This is a genomic window from Lacrimispora sphenoides JCM 1415, assembly GCF_900105615.1.
GTDB lineage: Bacteria > Bacillota > Clostridia > Lachnospirales > Lachnospiraceae > Lacrimispora > Lacrimispora sphenoides.
On sequence record NZ_LT630003.1, the window covers coordinates 2,196,833 to 2,220,504 of the forward strand.

Annotated in this window: 20 protein-coding genes; all 20 read right to left on the bottom strand. The window is 43.7% G+C overall.

Annotated elements, in window-relative coordinates; all coding sequences use genetic code 11:
- Positions 1 to 85: 85 nt before the first annotated feature.
- On the bottom strand, positions 86 to 520 hold the full coding sequence (locus BMX69_RS09845) for a MarR family winged helix-turn-helix transcriptional regulator (RefSeq protein WP_025233560.1): 435 nt from the start codon (positions 518 to 520) through the stop codon (positions 86 to 88).
- A 105-nt stretch (positions 521 to 625) separates the two neighbouring features.
- Positions 626 to 1,525: a lipoate--protein ligase gene (locus BMX69_RS09850; protein WP_100042247.1), complete on the bottom strand. Its 900-nt coding sequence runs from the start codon at positions 1,523 to 1,525 to the stop codon at positions 626 to 628.
- Positions 1,525 to 3,207: a dihydrolipoyl dehydrogenase gene (gene lpdA / locus BMX69_RS09855; protein WP_100042248.1), complete on the bottom strand. Its 1,683-nt coding sequence runs from the start codon at positions 3,205 to 3,207 to the stop codon at positions 1,525 to 1,527. The genes BMX69_RS09850 and lpdA overlap by 1 nt, the downstream gene beginning before the upstream one ends.
- Positions 3,208 to 3,276: 69 nt before the next feature.
- A complete protein-coding gene (locus BMX69_RS09860; protein WP_092250826.1) occupies positions 3,277 to 3,717 on the bottom strand; it encodes an OsmC family protein in 441 nt (146 codons plus the stop codon).
- A 323-nt stretch (positions 3,718 to 4,040) separates the two neighbouring features.
- A complete protein-coding gene (locus BMX69_RS09865; RefSeq protein ID WP_054789958.1) occupies positions 4,041 to 5,012 on the bottom strand; it encodes a PHP domain-containing protein in 972 nt (323 codons plus the stop codon).
- A 19-nt stretch (positions 5,013 to 5,031) separates the two neighbouring features.
- Positions 5,032 to 6,291 carry an MFS transporter gene (locus BMX69_RS09870; RefSeq protein WP_242941434.1) on the bottom strand — a complete coding sequence of 420 codons (1,260 nt, stop codon included), beginning with the start codon at positions 6,289 to 6,291 and terminating at the stop codon, positions 5,032 to 5,034.
- A gap of 11 nt (positions 6,292 to 6,302) precedes the next feature.
- Entirely contained in the window at positions 6,303 to 7,301 is a 999-nt protein-coding gene (locus BMX69_RS09875) for a PHP domain-containing protein (protein WP_100042250.1), read from the bottom strand.
- A 77-nt stretch (positions 7,302 to 7,378) separates the two neighbouring features.
- The gene (locus BMX69_RS09880; protein WP_054789957.1) at positions 7,379 to 8,761 is read right to left on the bottom strand and encodes an ABC transporter substrate-binding protein; all 1,383 of its coding nucleotides are present in this window, start codon (positions 8,759 to 8,761) and stop codon (positions 7,379 to 7,381) included.
- A 129-nt stretch (positions 8,762 to 8,890) separates the two neighbouring features.
- Entirely contained in the window at positions 8,891 to 10,300 is a 1,410-nt protein-coding gene (locus BMX69_RS09885) for an alpha-L-fucosidase (protein ID WP_100042251.1), read from the bottom strand.
- A gap of 14 nt (positions 10,301 to 10,314) precedes the next feature.
- On the bottom strand, positions 10,315 to 11,490 hold the full coding sequence (locus BMX69_RS09890) for a glycoside hydrolase family 88 protein (protein ID WP_100042252.1): 1,176 nt from the start codon (positions 11,488 to 11,490) through the stop codon (positions 10,315 to 10,317).
- Between the two features lie 92 nt (positions 11,491 to 11,582).
- Positions 11,583 to 13,748: a 1,3-beta-galactosyl-N-acetylhexosamine phosphorylase gene (gnpA, locus tag BMX69_RS09895; protein ID WP_100042253.1), complete on the bottom strand. Its 2,166-nt coding sequence runs from the start codon at positions 13,746 to 13,748 to the stop codon at positions 11,583 to 11,585.
- A gap of 68 nt (positions 13,749 to 13,816) precedes the next feature.
- Complete coding sequence (locus BMX69_RS09900; RefSeq protein ID WP_100042254.1) at positions 13,817 to 14,650, bottom strand: carbohydrate ABC transporter permease; 834 nt, start codon at positions 14,648 to 14,650, stop codon at positions 13,817 to 13,819.
- A 14-nt stretch (positions 14,651 to 14,664) separates the two neighbouring features.
- A complete protein-coding gene (locus tag BMX69_RS09905; protein WP_100042255.1) occupies positions 14,665 to 15,588 on the bottom strand; it encodes a carbohydrate ABC transporter permease in 924 nt (307 codons plus the stop codon).
- Positions 15,589 to 15,734: 146 nt separating this feature from the next.
- Entirely contained in the window at positions 15,735 to 17,612 is a 1,878-nt protein-coding gene (locus tag BMX69_RS24685) for a sensor histidine kinase (protein ID WP_242941392.1), read from the bottom strand.
- Positions 17,599 to 19,236: a response regulator transcription factor gene (locus BMX69_RS09915; protein WP_100042256.1), complete on the bottom strand. Its 1,638-nt coding sequence runs from the start codon at positions 19,234 to 19,236 to the stop codon at positions 17,599 to 17,601. Before BMX69_RS09915 ends, BMX69_RS24685 begins: the two co-directional genes overlap by 14 nt.
- Before the next feature lie 216 nt (positions 19,237 to 19,452).
- Entirely contained in the window at positions 19,453 to 19,917 is a 465-nt protein-coding gene (locus BMX69_RS09920; protein ID WP_330387700.1) for a GNAT family N-acetyltransferase, read from the bottom strand.
- 77 nt (positions 19,918 to 19,994) lie between these two features.
- Positions 19,995 to 20,570, bottom strand: coding sequence for a bifunctional adenosylcobinamide kinase/adenosylcobinamide-phosphate guanylyltransferase (locus tag BMX69_RS09925; RefSeq protein WP_100042257.1), 576 nt, complete (start codon positions 20,568 to 20,570; stop codon positions 19,995 to 19,997).
- The gene (gene cobT / locus BMX69_RS09930) at positions 20,570 to 21,649 is read right to left on the bottom strand and encodes a nicotinate-nucleotide--dimethylbenzimidazole phosphoribosyltransferase (RefSeq protein WP_100042258.1); all 1,080 of its coding nucleotides are present in this window, start codon (positions 21,647 to 21,649) and stop codon (positions 20,570 to 20,572) included. The genes BMX69_RS09925 and cobT overlap by 1 nt, the downstream gene beginning before the upstream one ends.
- Positions 21,650 to 21,687: 38 nt before the next feature.
- A complete protein-coding gene (locus tag BMX69_RS09935) occupies positions 21,688 to 23,076 on the bottom strand; it encodes a cobyrinate a,c-diamide synthase (protein WP_242941394.1) in 1,389 nt (462 codons plus the stop codon).
- A complete protein-coding gene (gene cbiT, locus BMX69_RS24690; RefSeq protein WP_242941395.1) occupies positions 23,069 to 23,641 on the bottom strand; it encodes a precorrin-6Y C5,15-methyltransferase (decarboxylating) subunit CbiT in 573 nt (190 codons plus the stop codon). The genes BMX69_RS09935 and cbiT overlap by 8 nt, the downstream gene beginning before the upstream one ends.
- Positions 23,642 to 23,672: the final 31 nt, after the last annotated feature.

The window sequence follows — 23,672 nt, forward strand, 5'->3', positions numbered from 1 at the left end:
TGAGAAATTTTTTCAATTTGGTTTTATTGTATATTTTAACCTCATTAAGCAGGATCGCGGATTGGGAATATCCGACTGACTTTTCCTATTTGCTGCCGTCCTCAATATTTATCAGCATTTTGTTAAGCGTTGATTTAAAAACATCGAGGTCTTCATGAGATATGCCATTAAGCACATCGGATTTAAATTTTTCCGCAACATCTAGCATAGCCGTCTCAATTTCTTTACCGCTATCGGTTAACATTAAAAACTTCATTCTTTTGTCATCGTTGCTGCTGATACGATTAACCCAGCCGTATAGCTCCATCTTATCTAATAACCTGACAACACTAGGCTCTTTTAAAGACATTTTATCGGCCAACTGCTTTTGAGTAATCATATTATTATTTTCAATATAATAAAGTGCAATCCATTGGCTTCTTGTTATATTAAAATTATTCAGCCTTTTTTCTAAGGTATCCGCTAAATCCTTTGCCCCTTTACAAGTGACAAAAGCAATGCAATCATCTAAATTAAACATAGTACTCACCATTTGATTTTTTTATTTCATATATTAACATAAAACGACCTGGTGTACAATATTTTTCAAGGTCTTTTCCTGATATTATGAAAAATCAAGATGATTCTAGAGATATCCCTCGATATGGTCCCAGATCTCCTGTTCGTTAAAACGGGTATGATAGAGTTCCTTTTCACAGGCATTAAAATCATAAAGCTCCAAACTATCCGTGTTTATTTTTACATTTTGAATCAGGTTATCAGCGATAGAGATAGAAACAGACATCGTTCCAAATGAATATCTGCGTTCCAATTCAACATCAAATTTAGGCGATTGGGCATACATCCAATTGTCAGACGAGAGGATTTTCTCTAATGGCGGTTGAAAATTCATTTTATTAATGGATTCTATATGATTGCATTCAAAGGCTTCAATAAAAGCCAGGATCACTGACTGGGCAGTGATTTCACTGTTTATTTCAGATAGATTGATAACTCTGCTCCTTACTGATTCGACGCCTTTGGACTCCAGCTTTATTTTAGACGGTGTAAGGGCATTTTCCAGCTGTTCAAAATTTACGTTGACCAGTACCGTACCATGATACATGTAATTATCACCGTCCGTATAATAAGCGTGACCGGAAAATTTTCGGTTTTTGAATAATAAGTCATTTCTGCCGCTAAATTCACAGTCGATCCCAAGCCGCTGCATTGCAGATTGTATGAGCTTGATAAAATGGTCTTGACTGGCTGATGCCTCTTTTGTAATAAAAGTAAAATTAACATTGCCCTTGTCATGATATACCGCCCCGCCCCCGGAAAATCTGCGGACTGCTTTTATGTCATGTTCCCTTAAGTAATTTAAATCGCATTCTGCGTACAGGTTCTGGTTCCTTCCTATAATTACAGAAGAATCGTTCTGCCATAGAAACAGATGCAGATCTTCCTCGGAGGTTAAAAACAGCTGATGCTCTGCGGCTATATTAAAACAGGGATCAAATTCTTCGGATATCACTATTTTTTTCATTATTGGTGTAAGGCTCCAATTCCAAAATCCAGTGCGGCTTCATGAATCGTTTCACTGGTAGTAGGGTGTGGGAATATGGTTTCAGAGATTTCTTTATCAGTAAATCCATTGGCAATCGCTAAGGTTAATGAGCTGATTAAAGAAGATGCATCGGCACCTATGACTGACCCGCCTATTATTTTTCCTGTTTCTTTGTTCTTAATCAGTTTTAAAAAGCCTCTCGCCTCATTCATCGTCAAAGCTTTTCCGTTTCCGGCAAAGGAAAATTTGCTTACATCAATATCAATGCCTTTGCTTTTTGCTTCGTCTTCTCCGATGCCGACACTTGCGATTTCCGGTGAAGTAAATATTACATTAGGGACTGCTGAATCATTCATTTCTTTATGCTTTCCTAATATATTTTCTACGGCAACAATCCCCTGATGGGAAGCTACGTGGGCCAGTTGCATGATATTTGTTACATCTCCAATTGCATAAATATTGTCAACATTTGTACGCATGGAATGATCCACTTGAATCCCTTTCCCATTGCCATTTAACAGGACACCGCTCTTTTCTATGGATAATCCGTCCAGATTCGGCTCCCTGCCAATAGCCACCAATACCTTTTCACTTACCACTAAATGCTCCCCGGCGTTGTTTTCATAAGTAATAACTGCCATGCCGTCAACGGAACTTTGAATTTTCTTGACCTTTGAACCTGTGTGAATGTGAATGTTATTTTCTTCTGCCATATCCTGTATCTCTTTTGAGATATCACTGTCTACCATGGTCAGTAATCGATCCATAAATTCAATCACATGGACATCAACGCCGAAATTTTTATAGATAAATGCAAATTCCATTCCGATCACACCGCCGCCAATAATGGTTATGGATTGGGGGAGTTTATGATCAGACAACGCTTTTGTGCTGTTCAGCACAAACGGAAGTTCTATACCAGGAATTGCAATATTAGAGATTTTCGAGCCTGTTGCAACGATAATATTTTGTGCCTTAATGATATAATTTTCTTCGCCATTTATTGTTACTGTATTGTTATCCATAAAGGATGCCTGGCCGGAGATTACATTGATTTCATTCTTTTTCATGAGAAAGTCAATTCCTGAAACCAGTTTGTCCTTAATCTTATCCTTACGGTCAATGACCTGTTTCATATTTACTGCAACCGGGCTGCCTGATTCAATCCCAAAGGCTGACGCATTCCTTACCGTGTGGCAGACTTCCGCAGATTTAACAAGTGCTTTTGTAGGAATACAGCCGACATTAAGACAGGTACCGCCTAATGCCGATTGCTCAACCAGAGTTACCTTCAGGCCGCTTTTAGCGGCATAAATAGCAGCTACATATCCGCCGGGACCAGCTCCTATGATAAGTAAATCGGCAGTGGCTTCTTTCCCGGTTTTCTGTGAAGCACAATCACAATCAGTTAACGCAGCCTCTTTGACTTCAGGATCCTCGGTGATTTCAAACATCTCAGCATTCGATGCTATGTCCATGCCCTCTTCACATAATATCTTACTAACTGTTCCATCTGATGCGGCTTTAATCTGTCGGTTTCCTTTCGCCGTTTCTATTTGTACAAGGATATCGCCGGCAGCGACCTTATCGCCTGTTTTTACATTTATTTTACCTACCTTGCCCGTTTTTCCGCCAGGAATTATTGACATTTTAATAAGCATAAATTTTCTCCTTTTCTATAGAAAAAGAGCCAATTTTATATTATAGGCTCTTTTTGCTTTTCATACTATTTAGTCAATTGCAACACCGGATAACACTAATTTAACACCGTTAGATAAACAATCACCTACAGGGCAGGTATTCTCGATGAACTTTGCAAACTCTTCAATTTTTTCTTTTGGTTCATTTGTTTTAAAATGCATTACAAAACGAATCTCCTGAAAACCATTTCTTACATCAGCCAGTCCCATAAATCCGTCTGGATCAAGATCCCCTTCCAGCTCAACATGGAATTCCTCAAAAGTAATATTGTGAGCTGCTGCAAATGCTTTCGCCACGATGGTCTGGCATGCGCCCAGTGCGCATAACAGGGCCTCCACAGGGTTCATCGCAGTATCGGTACCACCCAGATCTTCGGGTTCGTCAAAATGAATTTTAAAACCTCTTGAATTTGTTTCAACCTGTAACCCCTCTGGCAATGCTTTTGCTGTTGCTTTAAATGTAGTCAACATAATACCATCTCCTTTTTTTATATGTATTGAATAGTAACTTTATTTGTTAATAATATAACATAGATAAACAAGAAAATCAATAGTTAGCTAAGCATTTATTTTTAATCTTTTTTACTACGATGCATATTTTGCTGCAGCAAGTCAGATCAAGACTGATCAATTCTTTCTAATATAACCTATAACTCAAATTAAAAAAGTTCCTTTCCGATGAATATCAGAAAAGAACTTTTTAACATCATTAAGCAGCGAAGCGGATTGCGAATATCCGATTGACTATGGCAACGGGTGCATGTTCAGCCGGGCCGTCTCTGCCGTACCCGGATTCACTCCAGCTCGGAAAGAAAATAAGCATTGCTGTTAGCAAAAAGCCCTTTTTCATCCTTGCATTCCACCCGGATATAGGTTTCGTTTCCTTCAAGAAGAAACCGTGCTTCTGTGAGGGGTTCTCCCTGCACAGCCGCTCTTTGGCAGAATCTGGCACTGTCCGTGATCCCGCAGATGGCCTGAACCGGTCCAGTCTTCACCACAAGCTCCCTGCCCTCCACATAAATCTCTTTTATCTCCGGTCCCATGGAGCTGTAGAAATGGCCTTTCACCAGCGCATTGATAACAGCAGCATAGCTTAAATCTTCTGCCTTTATCATGGTAAAGCCTCCGAACGAATCGCACATGGGGTCATCAAACGGATGACTGTTGTGATTATCGTCTGTTGCCAGGCACCACAGCCGTTTTCCCAAACGAAGCATCTCATCATAAGACTGGGGATTATAACCATACAGTCCGTCAAGCTCGCATCCGTAATTGTAGATTTCCATGGAAAAGAGCCCATTTAAGCCTTTGTAATCGTCATAGTTCTGCAGGGACCAGTAAGGATGGTTATAGCAGGCAAGAAATCCCAGTTCCTTCATTTCCTCTAAATATCTGTTCATGTAATCAAAGTCACCGTACCTGCGTTCCGGACATATCCCCCGCTCCTTCCTGGCCCGCTCATATCCGGGGGCAGTATCGTACAAATTAATGTGATACGTCTTGTCCTCGGGACGCAGTCTGTCTGAGCTTACTTCATTGATATCCACTTCTACGGCAGCAAGTGCCAGGAATTCCTCATCGTTTAATTCTTCATGGTTCCGATAGATCCTGTGATCCGTAAACGCCATAATCTGATACCCATGCTTCTTATAGTGTTCCTTAGCCTCTTCCGGCGTCAATTTTCCATCTGATATGACTGTATGGCTGTGAAGGTTTGCTTTATAAAACCTTCCGGCCTCTGGTAATAAATAAGTTCTGTTATTCAACCTGTTTTCCTCCCATCCCTTATATACCGTTTTGCAAAAAACGCTTCCACCGGGCTTTTCCGGCCGTGCAGGCCACTGCTCCCAAAAGGGCGATGATGAACCAGATAAAAATGGTGGCATCCCAGCCCACGCTTTCAGACAATACTCCGATTCCATAGGCGGAGACTGCTCCTCCCGCATATGCGGAGGAATTCAAAATCCCCGAAGCAGTGGAGGATTTTCCGTATGGAGCGAAATAAATAGGCACCATGCTGACCAGCATGGTATTCACCGCCATCATCGCCGTGGTTGCAAGACCAAATAAGATCAGCACTGTTACCACAGATCCTCCATGATAGAACCGTAACAGAATCAGCGCACCCGCGCAAAGGACAAAAAATGAAGCGGATGTGGCGGTCTCACTTTTGAAAATCTTCCTGTTTGCAATGGAAGCCAGATATACACCGCTTAAGTTAAAAATCGGTATGACCGTGGTGCTGATAATGGAAATTACGGATTCCATATGATACTCTTCGCGGATATAGGTAGGGATCCAGGTGGTCACTCCATCCTTTAAAACTCCCTGAAACATCAGTCCAAAGCAAAAGAAAATCATTCCGGAAACCAGAACTAATTCCCACATGGAAACGTCTGCCTGTTTTTTATTCTGTAAAACAAGGACCTGGTCTTCTAAAATCCCGTTTTCTTCCAAATCCTTTCTTATCTTTCGGCTGCCTATAAACCAGATCAGGCTGATGGCCGCCAGACACAGGGAAGAGAAGAAAAAAACCGTTCTCCAATGGAATTTCCATACAATGAGTGCCGTCAGCCCATAGGCTGCAAACGTACCGATGGGAACGCTGCTGTTAATGTTGACGCAGAACTTTTTCTGGCTGCCTGTGGGAATCCAGTCGGAAAACAGTTTGATGATCGGTGACCAGATCAGCGACTGAAACAGTCCATTGACACACCATACCACCGCCATCTGCCAGACGGTTCCCGATAGTCCCATGATTCCATTGCAGATTCCTGAACCCAGAACCCCTGCAAAGATCATCTGATAAGGTTTTTTCTTATCTCCCAGTATACCGCTGAAAAGCTGTCCAACTCCATAGGAAAAAAAGAATGCGGTTCCTATAAACCCTGCCGCTCCCTTTTCAAAACCTTCTGCCCTGATAATTTCCGTTAAGCAGGCCGAATAATTCAGCCTTCCCAGATAGGTAGAAAAATAGGCTGCCCAGCATAACCAGAACAGCATGGACTGCATTTTTTCTGACCCGATCTTTTTCTGTTGTATCATTGTGTCCAACCTTATGTCTCCTGCTCTGTGATAGATTTTAAAGGCAGATCTTTCAGAAAATATGCATTGGAATTTGCATACAGTCCCTCTTCACTGCGGCAGACTACACGGATGTAGCCTTCCCTTCCCGTTAGAGGAAACCTTGCTTCCTCCAATGAATCTCCTTTAAGCGCAATTTTCATGCGGCAGTTCTTGCCTTCCATTTTCATATAAATCTTCTCTACAGGGCTGGTCTTTACAACCAGGTCCTTGCCTTCGATGTAGAGGGAATGAATCTCAGGACCCATGGAGCTGTAGAAATCTCCTCTTTTTAAGGCCTGCATCACCGCCGGATAAGTAAGCTCCCTTGCCCTGATCTTTATAAAACCTCCGAAAGAATCACTGAGCGGATGCCCCATGGAATGTTCATTCTGGTTGCCGTCTGATGCCAGGCAATAAATTTCCTTATGACAGCGCAGCATCTCATCATAAACCTGGGGATTATAGCCATCCAATCCCTCAAGGTCGCTGCGGTAATGGTAAATTTCCATGGCAAAAAGTCCTTCAAGTCCTGTATAATCATCATAATTCTGCATGGAACGGTATGGGTGGCAGTCACATGCCAGGAAGCCCAGCTGCTTCATTTTCTTTATGTAAGCATTGGCGCCCAAACCGCCATCCTTCCGATTTTCCGGTCCACAGGCTCCTGCCTTCTCTTCCTGCATCTCATCCGGGCTGCAGTCATAGAAATTCATATGAAACGTTCGTTCTTCTGCCTGAACTCCATCCATAGGATCGTTCTTTATGTCAGTCCCAAAGCCTGCCAGGGCCAGAAAATCCTTTGAGTTCAATTCCGGGTGAGGGCAATATTTCCCGTGATCCGTATAGGCTACGATCTGGTATCCCCTTTTCTGATACTCCTCTTTCACTTCTTCAGGTGTCAGCTTTCCATCGGAAGCTGTTGTATGGCAGTGCATATTCGCTTTATAAAAATCCCCCTCCCTGGGGAGAAGATAAATCCGTTCTTCCATTGCTCTTCCCTTTCCTGCCGGTTCTTTCTACATTGGAAAGAAAGTACTGCCATATATATGGCAGCACTTTCCTATTATTACTCTGCTTCTTTTATTGCCTCATTCGCTCTTTCCTGAATGGACTTCATAGTGTCTTCCAGTGACTTTTGTCCCTGTCCGTATAACTGACCTTCCTCGGTGTAGATCTGTCCGATGGTTGTATCAGCGGTACCCATGATCTTTTCATTTAAATACAGTCTGCTGTTGTCAAACCAGCCTGCCATAAAGTCTTCTACGGTTAAGTTGTCATCTTTAAATTTAGGAAGCAGGCTGCTTTCAATATAGGATTTTGCTTCGTCCTCTGTTAAGATCTTTGCAGGAACGCGTCCATAACCTAAAGTATATTTGTTTTCGCAGATTGTTTTGATTGCTTCAAATGCTGCTTCTTTGTTCTTAGAGGTCTTAGGAATCGCATAGCAGTTAGTAATTGTCAGGGAAGATGGTTCGGAGCCTTCCGGATAAGGCATCGGAAGAATTCCCAGTTCCCAGTCTCTTGGGTATTTTTCCTTATCAGATAAGGCGCTTGCTACCCAGCCGCCGTATACGTACATACCGATGTTTCCATTTACCATAAAGGAGTTATATGGATATGTACCGGAAGCCAGATCCAGGCAGTTAGGCTGGATCTTTAATTCATTGCCCAGGCTATAGAACCACTTCATAGCATCCGCATATGCCGGATCATCAAAATTAGCTGTTCCATCTGCCTTATAAGGGGATACGCCCTTCTGGTTTGCCTGCAGATAGTTGCATGCAACATCATCGCTCATAAAGGAGCCCCAGACATTGTTATCAGGATTGTTAAGCTTTTGAGCGGTCTCCACATATTTTTCCCATGTCCAGCCTTCTGCGGTAGGATATGGAACGTTTGCATCATCAAAAATCTTCTTGTTATAATAGGTCAGCCAGATATCTTTTTCTGCTGGAATTGCATATGTCTGATCTTCAAATTTTACTGTTTGACCACCATACACGGTTTCCATATCATAATTATCTGCTTTTGCAAACTCATCCATTGGCTCTAAAACGGCAGCTTTGTAGAATTCTTCTAATTGAAGCGGAGTTCTGTTTACAATGTCCATTTCTTCGCCAGCCATTAAGCTTACAAGCACCTTGTCCATTTCACCTGCTTTAGAAGTAGGTGTGATGAAAAACTCTACATTAATGCCTGTCTTTTCTTTGATTAAGTCTACCATCTCTTTTGTTTCAGCGCCAGTTGCAGCGTTATCTGTCAGTGCCCATTTTACAGTAACACCATCGTATGGTTTGCCGCTGTCTGCTTTTTGAGTGGTATCCGCTGCTTTACTGCTGTCCGCACCGGCCTTAGTATTACCGGATGCTCCACATCCGGCAGTACCTAAAACCATCGTTGCAGCCAGGCTGAAAGCAACGCTTCGTCTTAATGCACTTCTTAATTTCATATCTGTTACCCTCCTTTTGTTTATAACCCTATTATAGCTAACATTTTATCTGGTTTATATAGGTTGTATTTTAACTTTATATGTTATTTTTATCATTCTATCGGTATTTTCAAAAGAAAACCGATTTTTTTATTCATATATACCAATAAACGAAAGGACGGGTTCAATCCTTGAATCTAAAATTTGTATAATCAGTATATCCGATTCTATCTGAGGAAAGCGGGCGATTTTTTTATAACCGACGGTAGTCCCCTTATATACGCTGACAGGGCTTCCATTCCTCAAAGACAAAATTTCAAAAGCCTCAATTCTCTGGCTTTTTAATATGTTCTCTTTTAAAATAACGGCTGAAATCTTTTGGGGCGTATCCCAGGAAATCTTAAATTCTGCCTTTGGACCGTTTCCATGGTAACAGGTCTCATAATCATCTTTATATACGCTTTTTGCTGCATTCCATTCATTTTCTTCTTTGACCAGAATTTCAGCTCCTTCTATCAGGTTATTCCTATATCTATTATGTATTTCCCTGCCCAGCTCCTGAAGCCTTTTTACATCTTCCTCATGAAGCTGTCCGTTTGGCATCGGTGGAATATTCAAAAGAAGTGTTGTGTTTCCCCCTACGGATTTTTCATAAATATCAATTAAGTTTTCCAGGGACCGTACTTTATCATCCTCTTCCGGATGATAAAACCAGCCCGGCCTTATGGATACATCCACTTCTGCCGGATACCAGATCAAGTGTTGTTCTTCTGCTAAACGTTCCCTGCTTCCTAAATCCTCTTCCATACTGCTTATGACTCTTTGCCGGAAAGAGGGATCATCCGTATGCTGGCTTAAAGCTGCTATCCGCTCTGCCACGGATAAATCTGCCGGTACAACACTCCATTCACTGGGGCGGGTATCACCTGCCTCATTGCCGCACCAGCGGACATCAGGACCGCTTACGGAAATACAGGCTTCCGGCATATAGTTTCTTACGGTATCGTAATAACGCTGCCAGTCATAAACCTGTTTTTTACCATTCGGACCTTCCCCGCAGGCACCGTCAAACCATACGCTAAAAATATCTCCATATCCGGTAAGCAGTTCTGTAAGCTGTGCTGCGAAATAATCATCATATGCCTTTCCCTGTCCATAGGTTTCCTGATTCCGATCCCATGGAGAAAGGTAGATGCCAAATTTCAGACCAGCTTTTTTACAAGCCTCTGATACTTCTTTAACAATATCTCCTTTTCCATTCCCATAAGGACTGTACTTCACAGAATGATTGGTGTATTTACTGGGCCATAAGCAAAATCCGTCATGGTGCTTACAGGTAAGGATTGCGCCTTTCATTCCTGCCGCCTTAATCGCTTGGATCCATTGGTCTGCATCCATTTGATCAGGATTAAAAATTTCAGGTGATTCGGTTCCATATCCCCATTCTGTTCCGGTAAACGTATTTACCGTAAAATGAAAGAATGCATAAAATTCTGTTTTCTGCAGCATGACCTGCCTGTCAGACGGTACAATGCTTATAAGTCTTTCATCTAATCTCATTTTTACTCTCTTTTCTACCAGTAGACCTTCCACTGTCCTATGATCCGTACAAGTGCTTCTGTATAAAAGTAATCCCCCCACAGTGTGCACTCATCAACTCCGCTATCCTTTACCGTGTTATAAGGAGAACTTTTGGCATAGGTGGAATGAAGCAATATACCGTTGGTATTTTCCCCGGTATGGTATAAACAGTGCTTTGTCAGTGCTTTTATTAAACGTTTTGCCTGCTGCTGTAGATCCTTTGCTTCCTCCGGTTCCAGATATTTTGCCATCTCGAGCATACCGCAGGCTGCTATTGCTGCGGAAGAAGAATCTCTCGGTTCCCCACTGCCATCGGTAAAATCAAAATCCCAATAAGGAACCAGATCCTTTGGTAAATGCTCCAGAAAACACGCTGTAATCTTTCGAAAGCTTTCCAGATACATTGGATCTGGACAATATTTATAAGCGATTGCAGAACCATAGATACCCCACGCCTGGCCTCTGGCCCATATGGAACCGTCTCTATACCCTTGAGCCGTTACTCCGCGAACCGGATTTCCTGCCTCCGGGTCAAAATAATAGGTATGGTATGTAGAAGAGTCTTCACGGACTACGTAGTTCATGCTGGTTCGAATATGACGAAGTGCAGTTTCACGGTATTTTGAATCCTTGGTTTCTAGAGACGCCCAAAATAACAGCGGCATATTTAAAAGACAATCAATAATTAACCGGTATTCCTTAGGATCTCCCAGCGTTCCCCAGGCCTGAAAGAAATCTCCTTTATCCTGAAACCGCCCCATCAGGTTATCTGCTGCCATCAGAGCAGTTTCCCTTGCCAGCTTGTCACCAGTAAGTTTATAGGCGGCCACACAGGAGGGAGTATATAAAAAGCCCATATCATGATGGTCTACTACAATTCTTTTGATCAGCCGTTCCCTAAAGCCTGGGACTTGATAAAGGGCGGCTTCCTTGAAAGCCGCCTCCTTTGTCTGTTCATATGCAAGCCACAGCTGTCCGGTCCAAAATCCATTAGTCCAGTCATTGTTTTCTGTGGCAGGATATATCTGGTTTACACTGCTTGCCCCCGGGAAACTGTCATAAAATTTTGAACTATTATTTCTAATGCGGGCAACCACATGATCCAGCGCATGATGCGCTTCCTCTACGGTGATCGCCTCATATGTTTCAAGTGTTTCCTTTGTCTGCATAATGATAACGGGCCCTTTCTAGTCTTGTATATCCGATTGATTCACTCGGATGTCAATCGGATATTCGCAATCCGCATTGCTGCTTGATGAGGTTAAAATGAAAACCACAAAATATCATTTGCCTTTAACTGCATGGAGCAAGCCTGGCCATTTCCGTCATAAATCACGGTTTCCTGAGGCTCATACGTATTGTTTACGATACAATACTTGCCGGTAGCCGGATAATAATTAACTTCTACATGATAGTTGCTGCTATACCATTTCTTCATTTCCTGCTCCATGCCTGCAGCCCAGAAAATTGCCCGGTAAAGCATTCTGGAATTCTCAAAGGAATAGGGGATTCCGCTGATATATACGCTTCTTCCGTCTCCAAACTGGTTGACAGCCATCTGGACATCTTCCCCGTCCTTTTTTAAGATCTCTGCATCGGAAAGAGCATAGATGTTTTTCATCCCCTCTCCGAAATCAATGGCTTCGGAGGAATCCTCTGTAATAAAATGGCTGTGTTCTTCCCAGTTGTATTTATCAGTTGACATAGAAAAGCCCACTTCTTTATTTACGCCCAGCACATTTGCCAGGGTAAAATACCTGCCTTGATATTCACAGGCAGACGGCTCTCCCACTCCGATCAATCCGCCGCCCTGTGCAACAAAGGCCTTTACAGCGCTGGTGACTTTAGGATTGGTCCAATAGGTTCCGCCGCTTGGAGCCGTATAGGCATCGCCAACATTGATGACTACCTTGCATTTCTTTAATACATCCGGATCAGCGATCACATCCTCAAAGCTTAAGAATTCCACATCAAACGGCATTCCGCTTAAGGCTTCCAGCACTCCGGCATAGGAATAGGTCTGTTTATAATCAATGGCATGGGCTACCATATGAGTTCCCCAGGAACGGATCTTTCCCCAGGAATTCAGCACTCCCACCTTAAAGTGGCTGTACGGGCTTTGTCCCCCTACATTTTCATAAAGAAGGCGGAATTCATCGCATACCTCTTCTATATACTGGATAAAATCAGGGAATTCCAAAGCCAGCTTTAAATATCCGCCATATCCGATCCGGTCTACCGGTTTCCTTAAGATGGCCCGCCTAGCTGTTACCCAGTTTACCTTTGCCTCCTTGATCGGATCGCCGCCTTCACAGAATACATCAGGGAAGAAATAAGGTAAAAAGCGGCCTTCTGTATATTTTACTCCCGGAATATCGGAAATCAGGCGAAGGGTGGTGCCGTTGCCCACGCTTCCCACAACCGCATCCAGTCCTACGTTTTTAAAGTACTCTCCAAATGGTTCCGTACCGATCCAATGATCTCCTAAGAACATCATGGCTTCCTTGCCGCTATCGTGGCAGATATCCACAAGAACCTTCATGAGCTTTGATACCTCTCTCTGCTGGAACTCCTGGAAATCACGGAACTCCTTAGAGGGCACCCGGTTGGTATTGTTATGATAGCCTTGGTCAATGATATATTCCGGACGGAAGGGATAGCCTGCCTCTTTTTCAAACTGCTCTAAAATATAAGGGCTGATACTGGCGCTGTATCCAAACCAGTCAACGAATTTTTCTTTTGCATATTCATTAAATACAAGAGTGAACTGATGGAAAAACGTTGTAAAACGCACTACATTGCTGTCTGGATTTTCCTCCATCCAGAGTTTTAATTTTTCAATTACATGGCCCTGGGTCTTTGGCTGTCGCACGTCAAACGTGATCTGATGCTCCACATCCTGCCAGTCGTTGGTAATAAAATTATACATATGAACAGGATCCCAGATGATAAACGCCAGAAAACTTACCGTATAATCGTGATATCTCTCCGGATTGGAGATTATGACTTCCTGGGTATTTTCATCATATCCCCATGCACTTGCAGCCAAAGGCTCTCCTGTTGTACGGTCCACTACCTCCCACCAGCGTTTGATATCATGAAGGGTGTTGGGCTTCAACTGATCTTTATACAGATGCTTCATCAATGGGATGCGAAGCTCTCCCTCTTCCATTGCCGTGTAAAACTCCGTCATCAAATATACCTGCTGGACCTCATCCGGGTTTTTATTTGCCCATTCGTTGTCCTTTCTGGTGGTATAATAGGTAGAGTAGATCTTAGCGGGCATCTTCTTAAGCTCATCCGGCATATTCGTCCCGTCACAATCCCGCAGAGCGTCAGCTCCCCATCTCTTGGCAATCTCTTTTGTCTCCTGAATCATATCCACATCCGTGGGAACAGTGACTCTTCCGGTAAGTTTTTTTTCCATCTTATATCCCCTTTCTTTTTATCCCTTTTTCATTTTCAGGTTATTTTTATACGTCTTAAATATCCATATTATCCCTTTACACCGGAGGAAGCAACACCTTCGATGAAAAATTTCTGGCAGAACAGGAAAGCAACCAAAATCGGCAAAAGAACTACCGTTGCTGCTGCCATCTGAGCTCCGTAATCCTGGATCAGTCCGGAGGAGAACAGCTTCACTCCAACGGACAGCATCTGCTTATCCATGGTTGATATGTACAGATACGGCCCCATATAGTCATTCCAGGACCAGGTAAAGGAAAACAGAGCCATGGTAGCAATGGCCGGTTTTGCCAATGGGAAAATGATTTTCCAATAAATCCGCAAATGGCTGCAGCCGTCAATTTTTGCCGCTTCACTGATGGAGTCCGGAATCGAAATAAAGGACTGGCGCAGAAGGAATACAAAATACACATCCACACAGCTTGGCAGGATCAGCGCCCACATGCTATCCAGAATATGTAGATTTTTAAAGATCATATATCTTGGTATGATCATAATGTCGCTGGGGATCATCATGGCTGACAGGAGTATGAGAAAGATTACGTCTTTTCCCCTGAATTTAATTCTTGCAAATCCATATGCCGTAAAGCTGACAAAGAATATCTTGATCGCAATGGTAAGAGCCGTCATGACCACCGTATTAACATACCATTTCTGAAAGTTATAAATGCCGTTTGTAAACAATGCTTTAAAGTTCATCATGGTGGGGTTATCCGGAATCAAATGCCATGGAAACTTCATGACTTCTCCGCTGACCTTAAAGGAAGAGGAGATCATGAACAGAAACGGAAAATTTGACGCCAGCCCGATCAACAGGATAAATACTGTAAGTGCTATCTTTATACTTTTCTTTTTGCTTTTCAATTGAATATCCTCCCTTAATAATTAACCCATTTTTTCTGCCCGCGCCACTGGATCAGTGTTACGATCATAACAATCACAAACATGACAAAAGCCATTGCACTTGCCAGACTTGTCTCATATTTCGTAAATGCAGTACGGACAATGTTTACGGCCATAACCGTGGTCGCCTGTCCCGGACCACCCTCGGTAAGGGCCTGTATGCAGGTAAAGTTCTGGAAGGAACCAATAATGGAACTTATTAAGAGGAAAAAGGTGGTAGGAGAAATCATCGGTATAATAATGTTGCGAATTCTCTGCCATTTTGTTGCTCCGTCGATCTGCGCCGCCTCCAAGAGCTCGGAGGGCACCTCCTGCAAAGCCCCAAGATATACCACCATGTTAAGACCCACGCTCTTCCATACGGATATCATGGCTACTGTGGGAAGAGCCAGCTTTAAGCTCTGTAAAAGCAGCGGCGGGTTAAATCCCAAATTTCTTAAAGCAATGATCATGGGGCTGTTATTCCCAAGCAAAACCTTAAAAATTACGGCTACTGCCACCATGTTGGACACATAAGGCATAAACACCATGGAGCGCATTGCTTTTTTCATATAGATCCCATTGTTCAGCATAAATGCCAGCACAAACCCAAGGATCATGATAACCGGCACATAAACCAGGGAGTATTGAAAGGTTCTTAACAGGGAATTTAAGATCTCCTTGTTAGTGAATATTTTTATAAAGTTCTGTAACCCTACAAATTTAAGATTATCCAACCTTGTAATATATTTCACGTTTAAAAATGACATTACAACTGCAATGACAAAAGGAATGCCGGTGAATACAGTGAAAAAAATCAGGTAGGGGGAAATAAACAGCCACCCATACCTGTCTTCTTTTTTCTGGGCTAGTGATGTCTTTTCTTTTGTTTTGGATATTGGTTTTATTTCCTTGTTCATAGGCCTGCCTCTCGCTTTTTATTTTAGGGAGAAAGACTTATGGGAAAATAACCTTTCTCCTACTTATATTCTAACGGATTTTTTCCTGATAAACATAGGCCGATTTTTGTATTTGTTGGTTATTTTCGCTTTTTATCCTGTTTTATTTATTTTTCCTTTAAATTGCCCTCCTCATCAATATCCTCAACGGTAATTCTGGGGATCCGTATGACGGTCAGGGTTCCTGCATCCTTTTTGCTGTAGATGGAAACAGCCCGGTCCACTCCAAAATACAGCTTGATCCTGGATTCTACGCTGTGAAGCCCGATTCCGCTGCTGCGCCGGTTCTGATCTTCCTCTTCCTTTCCTGCTTTTCCAAAACGGATCTGATCCCGTATTTCCTTTAACTTGTCCCGGTCCATTCCACGGCCATTATCCATAACTTTAATCATGACCCATTGGCCTTTTTCCTTGACCGTAAGGTGGATCGTCATGGGATGCTTTAGGCCTGTCATGCCGTACAGGAAGGAATTTTCCACCACCGGCTGCAAAATTATCTTTAAGGAAAACAGTTCATGGATCTGCCGCATGTCCGTCCGAAGGTCGAATTCAAACTCATCCTTATAACGGTTTTTCTGAATCTTTACATATGCCATAAGGTGCTCGATCTCATGTTCCATTGGGACGATCACCTGCCCTCCGCTTATGGATAAGCGGTACATCCGTCCAAGAGAAGCGGCCGTACGCCCAATGTCCGGCCTTCCCGCATCATTGGACATCCATACGATGTTCTCCAGGGTATTATAGAGAAAATGGGGATTGATCTGGCTCATGAGCACTTCCAGCTCCAGCTCTTTTTTCTTCCGGTCAGACTGAAGTTTTTCAATGATATTGGTATTGATCCGTTCCAGCATGGAATTGTAATAGCGGATCATATCTCCCACTTCATTTTTCTGTTTCACATCAACATAAGCGTTTAAATTTCCGCCATACACCTCTTTCATTGAGATGTTAAGCTTTCCAATGGGATCCATGAAGCTTTTGTATAAGTACAATATCATCATGGCGCAAAAACCAACGCATGCCACCATAACCAGGAAAATCCTGTAATACAGCACATCCACTTCCTTTGTAACAGCTTTTACAGGTACTACCATAACGATCTTCCAGTCATTTACGTCGGAGGCCTTTACCTGGATCATTTGATTTCCCAAAGCCTCCCACCCATCTTTTAAATCGCCTGTCTGTTTCAGAAACTCATCTTTCAGCTTCCCGGATATGGTTCCTGCCTCCACCACCTTTTCATCACTGGAGGAAATCAGACTGCCGTCTCCTGTGATCACATAGATATCGCCTGGTATGGATTCTGCCAGTTCCTTATATTGTTCATAGACAGCCCGCTCTTTTAAGGCAAACACCTGCACACATTCGTATCTTCCCTTTTCCCAGGAATAGATCCTCCGGATGCCCATAACGGCCTTTCTGTCCCTGGCCTCCTCCGGCCGGTCACTGAGAAGGAAATTATCCTGAAGGGGATACCAGCGGAATTTCATTAAGAGGTCAGGGTCCTCGATGTTCATAGCCTGCAGCTTCCTGACCACTTCTTCTGTATCGTTATTGGGGTCCAGAAAGTTAAATAGCTCCCCCTTGTAAGTATACATGGCGCTGATCCTCGCCCGCTGGTTTAACATATCATAAGCGCCGAAAATATTGCTGTAAATCCTTACAATATCAAGCTTCTTATACATCGGCTCCGTTGGAGAATATTCTTTTTCAATGTATTTATTCAACTGGTCATTGGCCGCAAAATTGTCGGAAACACTGTAAATGTCCTGAATCTTAGCATCAATTTTATTGGCAATATCCGTGATCCGGCTCTGAGTCGACCGCATATACTCCTGTTTCATAACCTTTCGCGTATGCCAGAACAGTATGGTGATGATTACCACAACCGGAATCAGCACCTGGAGAATGCCATACAGCATCCTGCGCTTTAATCCGATATTCCTTTTCTTTGCCTGCCCCTTACCCTTATTCATCTTCATTGTTTTTCTCTGTATTTCCTCCCTCCGGCTGGAGAATGTTCCGGTATTCTTTCGGACTTATCCCATACTTTTTCTTAAACAGTTTAATGTAGTTGGATACGTCTGCCCATCCCATTTCCTCGGAAATTTCATAGATCTTCCTCCCTGGATCCGCAAGAAGCTCCTTGCTTTTTTCCAGTCTTTTTGTAATGATGTAATCACTGAAATTACATCCAAATTCATTTTTAAATATTTTGGAGATATAGGCAGAATTCTTATGCACCTTTGCCCCTACATATTCTAAGGATATCTGATTGGAATCATACTCCTCATCCACAATCTCCCGAATCTTCTGGGCAAGGCTGCTCTGACTCTTCCATTCTCCTTTCATGCCGGCCATTTCTTTGGAAACCTCCCGAAGGATCCTGGATAAAAACTCCTTTTTCTCATGGAGACTCTTTAATGGATAGATGTCGGTATAGGTGCAATCCAGCTTTTTCATCACTTTTTCCAGGCGGACGCCATAACGCAATAACGCACGGGACAGATTAAACAGCAGCTCCAGGCTCAGGCGGTTAATGTAATCATAATCCAGAATCACCTTTCCCTTAAATACTGAAAAAATCCCATTCAGAATATCCTCAGCCTTATTTTCCTCCTGCTCCATGATTTCCTTTAAGATCTGGCCCGTATCAAAGGAAATCGCGTAGTAATCAAAATCAGCTTCCTGTATTTCCTTATAGGATATGACCAGATTCTTTCCCTCAATGTAGATTTTTTGGCTGGCACAGCATTTGGCCTGTTCATAGCACTGGGGAAGCATCTGAAAATCCGTATAAAAATTGCTGATACCGGCATATATGGGTATGCCGCTCTCCTGTAAGACCACTTCTGCCATGTTCTTTACATAAGATTGCAGTTCTTCTTCCCGGGGCTCCTCTCCGGCGCTTAAGATCCCGGTTATCTTCTCCTCAAAGTTCCAGATATAGGTTCCGGCGATTCCTTCTTTGGAAACCCATTCGTTTAATAACTTCTCCACCTTCATCTGATCCTGATAATAGGCGTTTTTATCTTCCGTATTCGGCACATCCAGATGGATCAGTATCACGCCATACCAGTTTTCTCCCTGGCGGAAGAATTCTTCTTCCATCTCTTCTTCATGATAGCCGTACCCCTTGATCAAAGCATTGTATTTCCTTCTTAACTTTAAATTCCTGCTCTCTTCATAGGCTGACTTTAATTCTTTTTCTTCTAATTCCTTTTTTCGTTCGTCGTCAAGACGTTCTTTTATTCTCCGGAAAGTCACTTCAAATTCATCAAGGTCCGTGGGCTTTAGTAAGTATTCCATGACCCGGTTTTTAATGGACATCTGCAAATATTCAAAATCATTGTATCCGCTTAAGATTATGATCTTGATTTCCGGGTAATGCTGATTTAAATGCTGCATCAGCTCCATCCCATCCATTTCCGGCATCCGGATATCGGAAAGTACCACATGGGGCTTATCTTTTTCTATTTGTTCCAGGGCTTCAATTCCATTGCCGCAGACACCGCTGATAACAAATCCCCACTTTTCCCATTCAATGCTGTTTGCGATTCCATATGCAATCGCCTTTTCATCTTCCACCACCAGTAGTTTATACATCTCATCCCTCCATCCTGCCATATTATATAACAAACTCTGTAATTTTCTCAAGCTTCTTTTCCGTTTACTGCCGGATAAACCTTCCAGCTGTTTTCCATCGTCAAAAAAATCGTTATGCGAATGCTGCAGTAAGCAATCGCACAACGATTTTATTCCGTGGAAGAGCCAGCTGATGTATCTTCTTTCAGCCTATGCCAATGCCTCTTTGGGAAATCATTACAGTAACTCTTTTTCCATTACATCATAGCAAAGATAATCTCCATTTTCAGTAATGATATGGTGTGATGCTATCTCTTTGAAACCGCGCTTTAAGTATATCTCTTTTGCCGGAAGTGAGGAATCCAGCTGGATTTTATTAAATTGACCTGCAATTAATTGTTCGGAAAATTCCAGTAACAGCCTGCCATATCCCTTTCCGTGATAAAGAGGCAGTACGAACAGCCGGCATATTTCAAAGTCCTTTATTGTTACGGTTCCGAACGCATTTTCTCCGTTCTCCAGTACATATACTCTTTGGGAATCAATGTCATCCATTATGTGATCCTCGTTATGATGAGATAGAAAAAAGTCGACCGCACCTGAAGGATAATAACGCGGATATATCGTTTGTATTGTGCAGCTTGTTATACTTTTAACAGTCTCTAAATCTTTTCTTTCAGCCTGCCTTATGTTCATACGCATCCTCCAACCATTTAAAATTCAACTTAAAATTATTCTGCCGCACAATCAAGGCCCTTTCATTTCCGCCTCTTTTTACCTTACTTCTTATCTGGCTTCTTGAAGTCCCTTCTCTTTTTCATCATAATGGGAATTCCGGCAACTACCTCAATCACCTCATCGGAAATTTCTGCTATTTTCTGATTGATCTCCCCAAGAACCTTGCGGTAAGCCATGGTCTCCTTGCTGTAGTTATCTCCATCGGAGAAAACCTCATTTGTCACGATGACAATATGTTCGGCTTCCTCCTTTAGCTTCCCGATTCCTTCCAAAGTCTCCGCAGCAGCCAAGGCTCCCTCTAAGCATGGGGCTTCCCCTTCTTCTCCCAGACCAAAAAGCTCATTGGATACCAGATTTGACATGCATTCTAGTAAAACCGCCGTCGGCTGCCCGCCTAGATCCAGTTTAACTTCCTTTAAACCGCGGTAACATTCTATGGTTTCAAACTGCTTTTTTGCCCTCATCTGCCTGTGGCGTTCAATCCTGCGCCTGCATTCCTCATCCCATGGTTTCATGGTGGCAATGTAAATCCGCCTCCCTTGTCCCAGGCTCATGACCAGGCTTTCCGCATATTCTGACTTTCCGCTTCCGCTTCCGCCTATTACCAGAGTGACCATTATACGCCTCCCATGGGCTTGTACGCCTCGATCTGAATGTCTTCAAAGGAACTCATTGACCCATAAACGTCTGCCGCCATAAGAAGAAGGGGGATTGCAGCCACTGCTCCGGTCCCCTCTCCCAGGCACATGCCTGCCTGTATAAGGGGTTTGAGCCCCAGTTCATCAAGAAGCAGCCTGCCTGCAGGCTCCGCTGAAACATGGGAAGCCAGCATAAAGTTCCGGCAGCCAGGATACATATGGTCAGCCGAAAGAGCAGCGACAGCGGAAATAAATCCATCCACCAGTATCGGGATCCGGTAAATGGCACCGCCTAAAAACACACCGGTAAGCCCTGCCAGATCAAATCCTCCCACGCAGGCAAGAACATCCACCACATCCTGACATGCCGGGCTATATTGTTCCACAGCCTCTTTTATCACTTCAAGCTTCCTTTTTAAGCCTTCGTCATTTAATCCTGCCCCTCTTCCGGTCAGTACTTCCGGCGGTTTTTTAAGAAGCATAGAAGCGACCGCACTGCTGGTAGTGGTATTCCCGATGCCCATTTCTCCGGTTGCGATGAGCTGATAGCCTTTATCTGCCAGCTCCCCCACCAGTTTGATGCCGGTTTCTATGGACCGGATTGCCTCCTCCCGTGTCATGGCAGGCTCATTCCGGAAATTTTTTGTCCCGTAAGCGATTTTCCTGCAAAGGAGAGGGTGACGGGAGCCGGGAATCAAATCCCTAGCAACTCCTATATCCACAGGAAATACATCCACTCCTGCCCGGTCTGCCATGATGCAGACACTGCTGTTTCCATTTGTCATGTTCTCAGCCACAAGGGCGGTCACTTCCCTGCCGGTCTGGGTGACTCCTTCCTCCACGATCCCATTGTCTGCGCAAAGGATGACCAGGGCCCGTTTCTCCATATCTGCCTTTATCGTTTCTCTTATTCCTGCAATCTTTATGATATCATCTTCCAGAACGCCTAAACTGTTAAGCGGCTTCGCCACCTGCGACCAACGTTTACGGGCCATTTCCATGGAGGAAGCACTGGGAGGACGGATCTGTGAAAGATATGTACTTAATTCATCATTCATTGTTTGAAGCCTTTCCTAGTCAAAGATTTTTCCATCGATTATTCTTCCCCTTTCATGAATCCTTTACAGGCCTCCACAAAACGCTTTGGCAGTACAGGGTTGGAAGGGTAATAAAAATGGGGAAAGCCTGCCAGGAGATTTCCTTCCCCATGAACGCAGCCCCAGCTTTTTTTCCCGCCTGGTTTCTTTGCTTCCATACAAGATCCGTTATTCGTGCTGTCCCAATAATGGAATTCATGCCCCCGGATGGACTCGCCCTTTTTCAAAAATGGGGTATCCGCATTGGGAAATGCCTCAAAATAACCAAACCTTAACAACCGTTCTGTAGGGAATGCCTTTCCTTTTATAATACCGGACATGGGATATGTTTTATGGTCCTTTGTTTCCAGCTGTTCATGAAGATACAGGAATCCTCCGCACTCAGCCAGTATGGGAATGCCGCGTTCTGACGCCTGCCTTATTTCCCGGAGCATGGATTCATTCTCCGAAAGCTCCCGGCAATAAAGCTCCGGATATCCGCCGCCAAGCAAAAGGCCGCAAATTCCTGAAGGCAGCCTATTATCGTGGATCGGGCTAAAGGGTATGAGCTTTGCCCCCATCTCTTTTAAAAGCCCTAAGTTCTCCTGATAATAAAAGCAGAAAGCCTCATCTAAGGCAAGTCCTATAAGCACTTCTTCTCCCTGGGGTGCCTGGAAAACCTGACTTTTTAATCCACCTTGAAGAGGCGGCAAAGTCTTGGCAGCCTGGGCCAGCTTTATCAGTCCATTGATATCTATCGTGGTCTCCAGCTTCATAGCCAGCTGATTCAGCTGATCTTTAAGACCCTTTTGTTCTCCTGGCAGAACCAGCCCTAAGTGGCGGCTGTCCAAAGCCCCCTCCTCACATTCCGGCAAATATCCGTAAACATGTACCCCCAGCTCTTCCATGGCCGGTTTCAGCCGTTCTGCCATGACAGATGATGTCCGGTTTAAGATCACGCCCTTTATGCGGCTGTTTTCCTTATATTCCAGGAAGCCTTTCACCACCGCGGCAAGGGACAGGCTGGCTCCCTTGCAGTCTAAAACCAGGACCACCGGCACATCAAGGGCGCATGCCACCTCATAGGAGCTAGCCTGGGTGGTGTCTCCTCCCACCCCGTCATAATATCCCATAACACCCTCAATGACGGAAATCCCTGCTCCTCTTGCCTGGTCCAAAAACTGTTCCCTGACCTGCTCTTTATCCAGGAAATATGTATCCAGATTTCCACCCTCAATGCCAAGCACATATTTATGAAACATGGGATCAATGTAATCCGGACCGCATTTAAAAGAGCGGCAGGACAGCTTCCTTAAAAGTAATGCATTTAAAAGCCCACAGGTCATCATGGTCTTTCCGCTGCCGCTTTTAGGGGCCGCAAGCATCAGTCTGGGATAGAAATTATCCAATATCGTTCCTCCCTTCCCCGCCAAAGGAAACCACATAAACCGGATTCTGCCCCATCATCAGATGGTAATCCCCCGCTTCCCTTCCTTTGGATATCTGAACCTGAACGATTTCTGCTTTGACAGAATGCCTTTTCAGCCAGGAAAGGATTTCTGCAAGGGACTCCAGAGCAATTACATTGATTACAATCCTGGTCCCTGGATTCTTCTTTAAAACCAGGGATAGTACTTGATCCATGGTGCCGGAAGTTCCTCCGATGAATACGTGAGTAGGGGCTTCAAGAGCGTCTAATGCCTCAGGTGCGGTTCCTTCAACGATTTCCAGGCAGCTTGCTCCAAATCTTTCCTTATTGGCCTTTATAAGATCTACTGCTTCCGCCTTCTTTTCAATTGCATATACCCGGCCTTCTGTGAGATACCGGGACGCTTCTATGGATACGGAACCGGTTCCAGCCCCTATATCATACAGGACGGAGTCAGGTTCCAGTTCCAGCTTTGATATGGAAACAGCCCTGACCTCACTTTTCGTCATGGGCACATCTCCCCGGATAAACAGTTCATCTCTCATAAATTGCCTCCTAATGAATCATGCGGATATG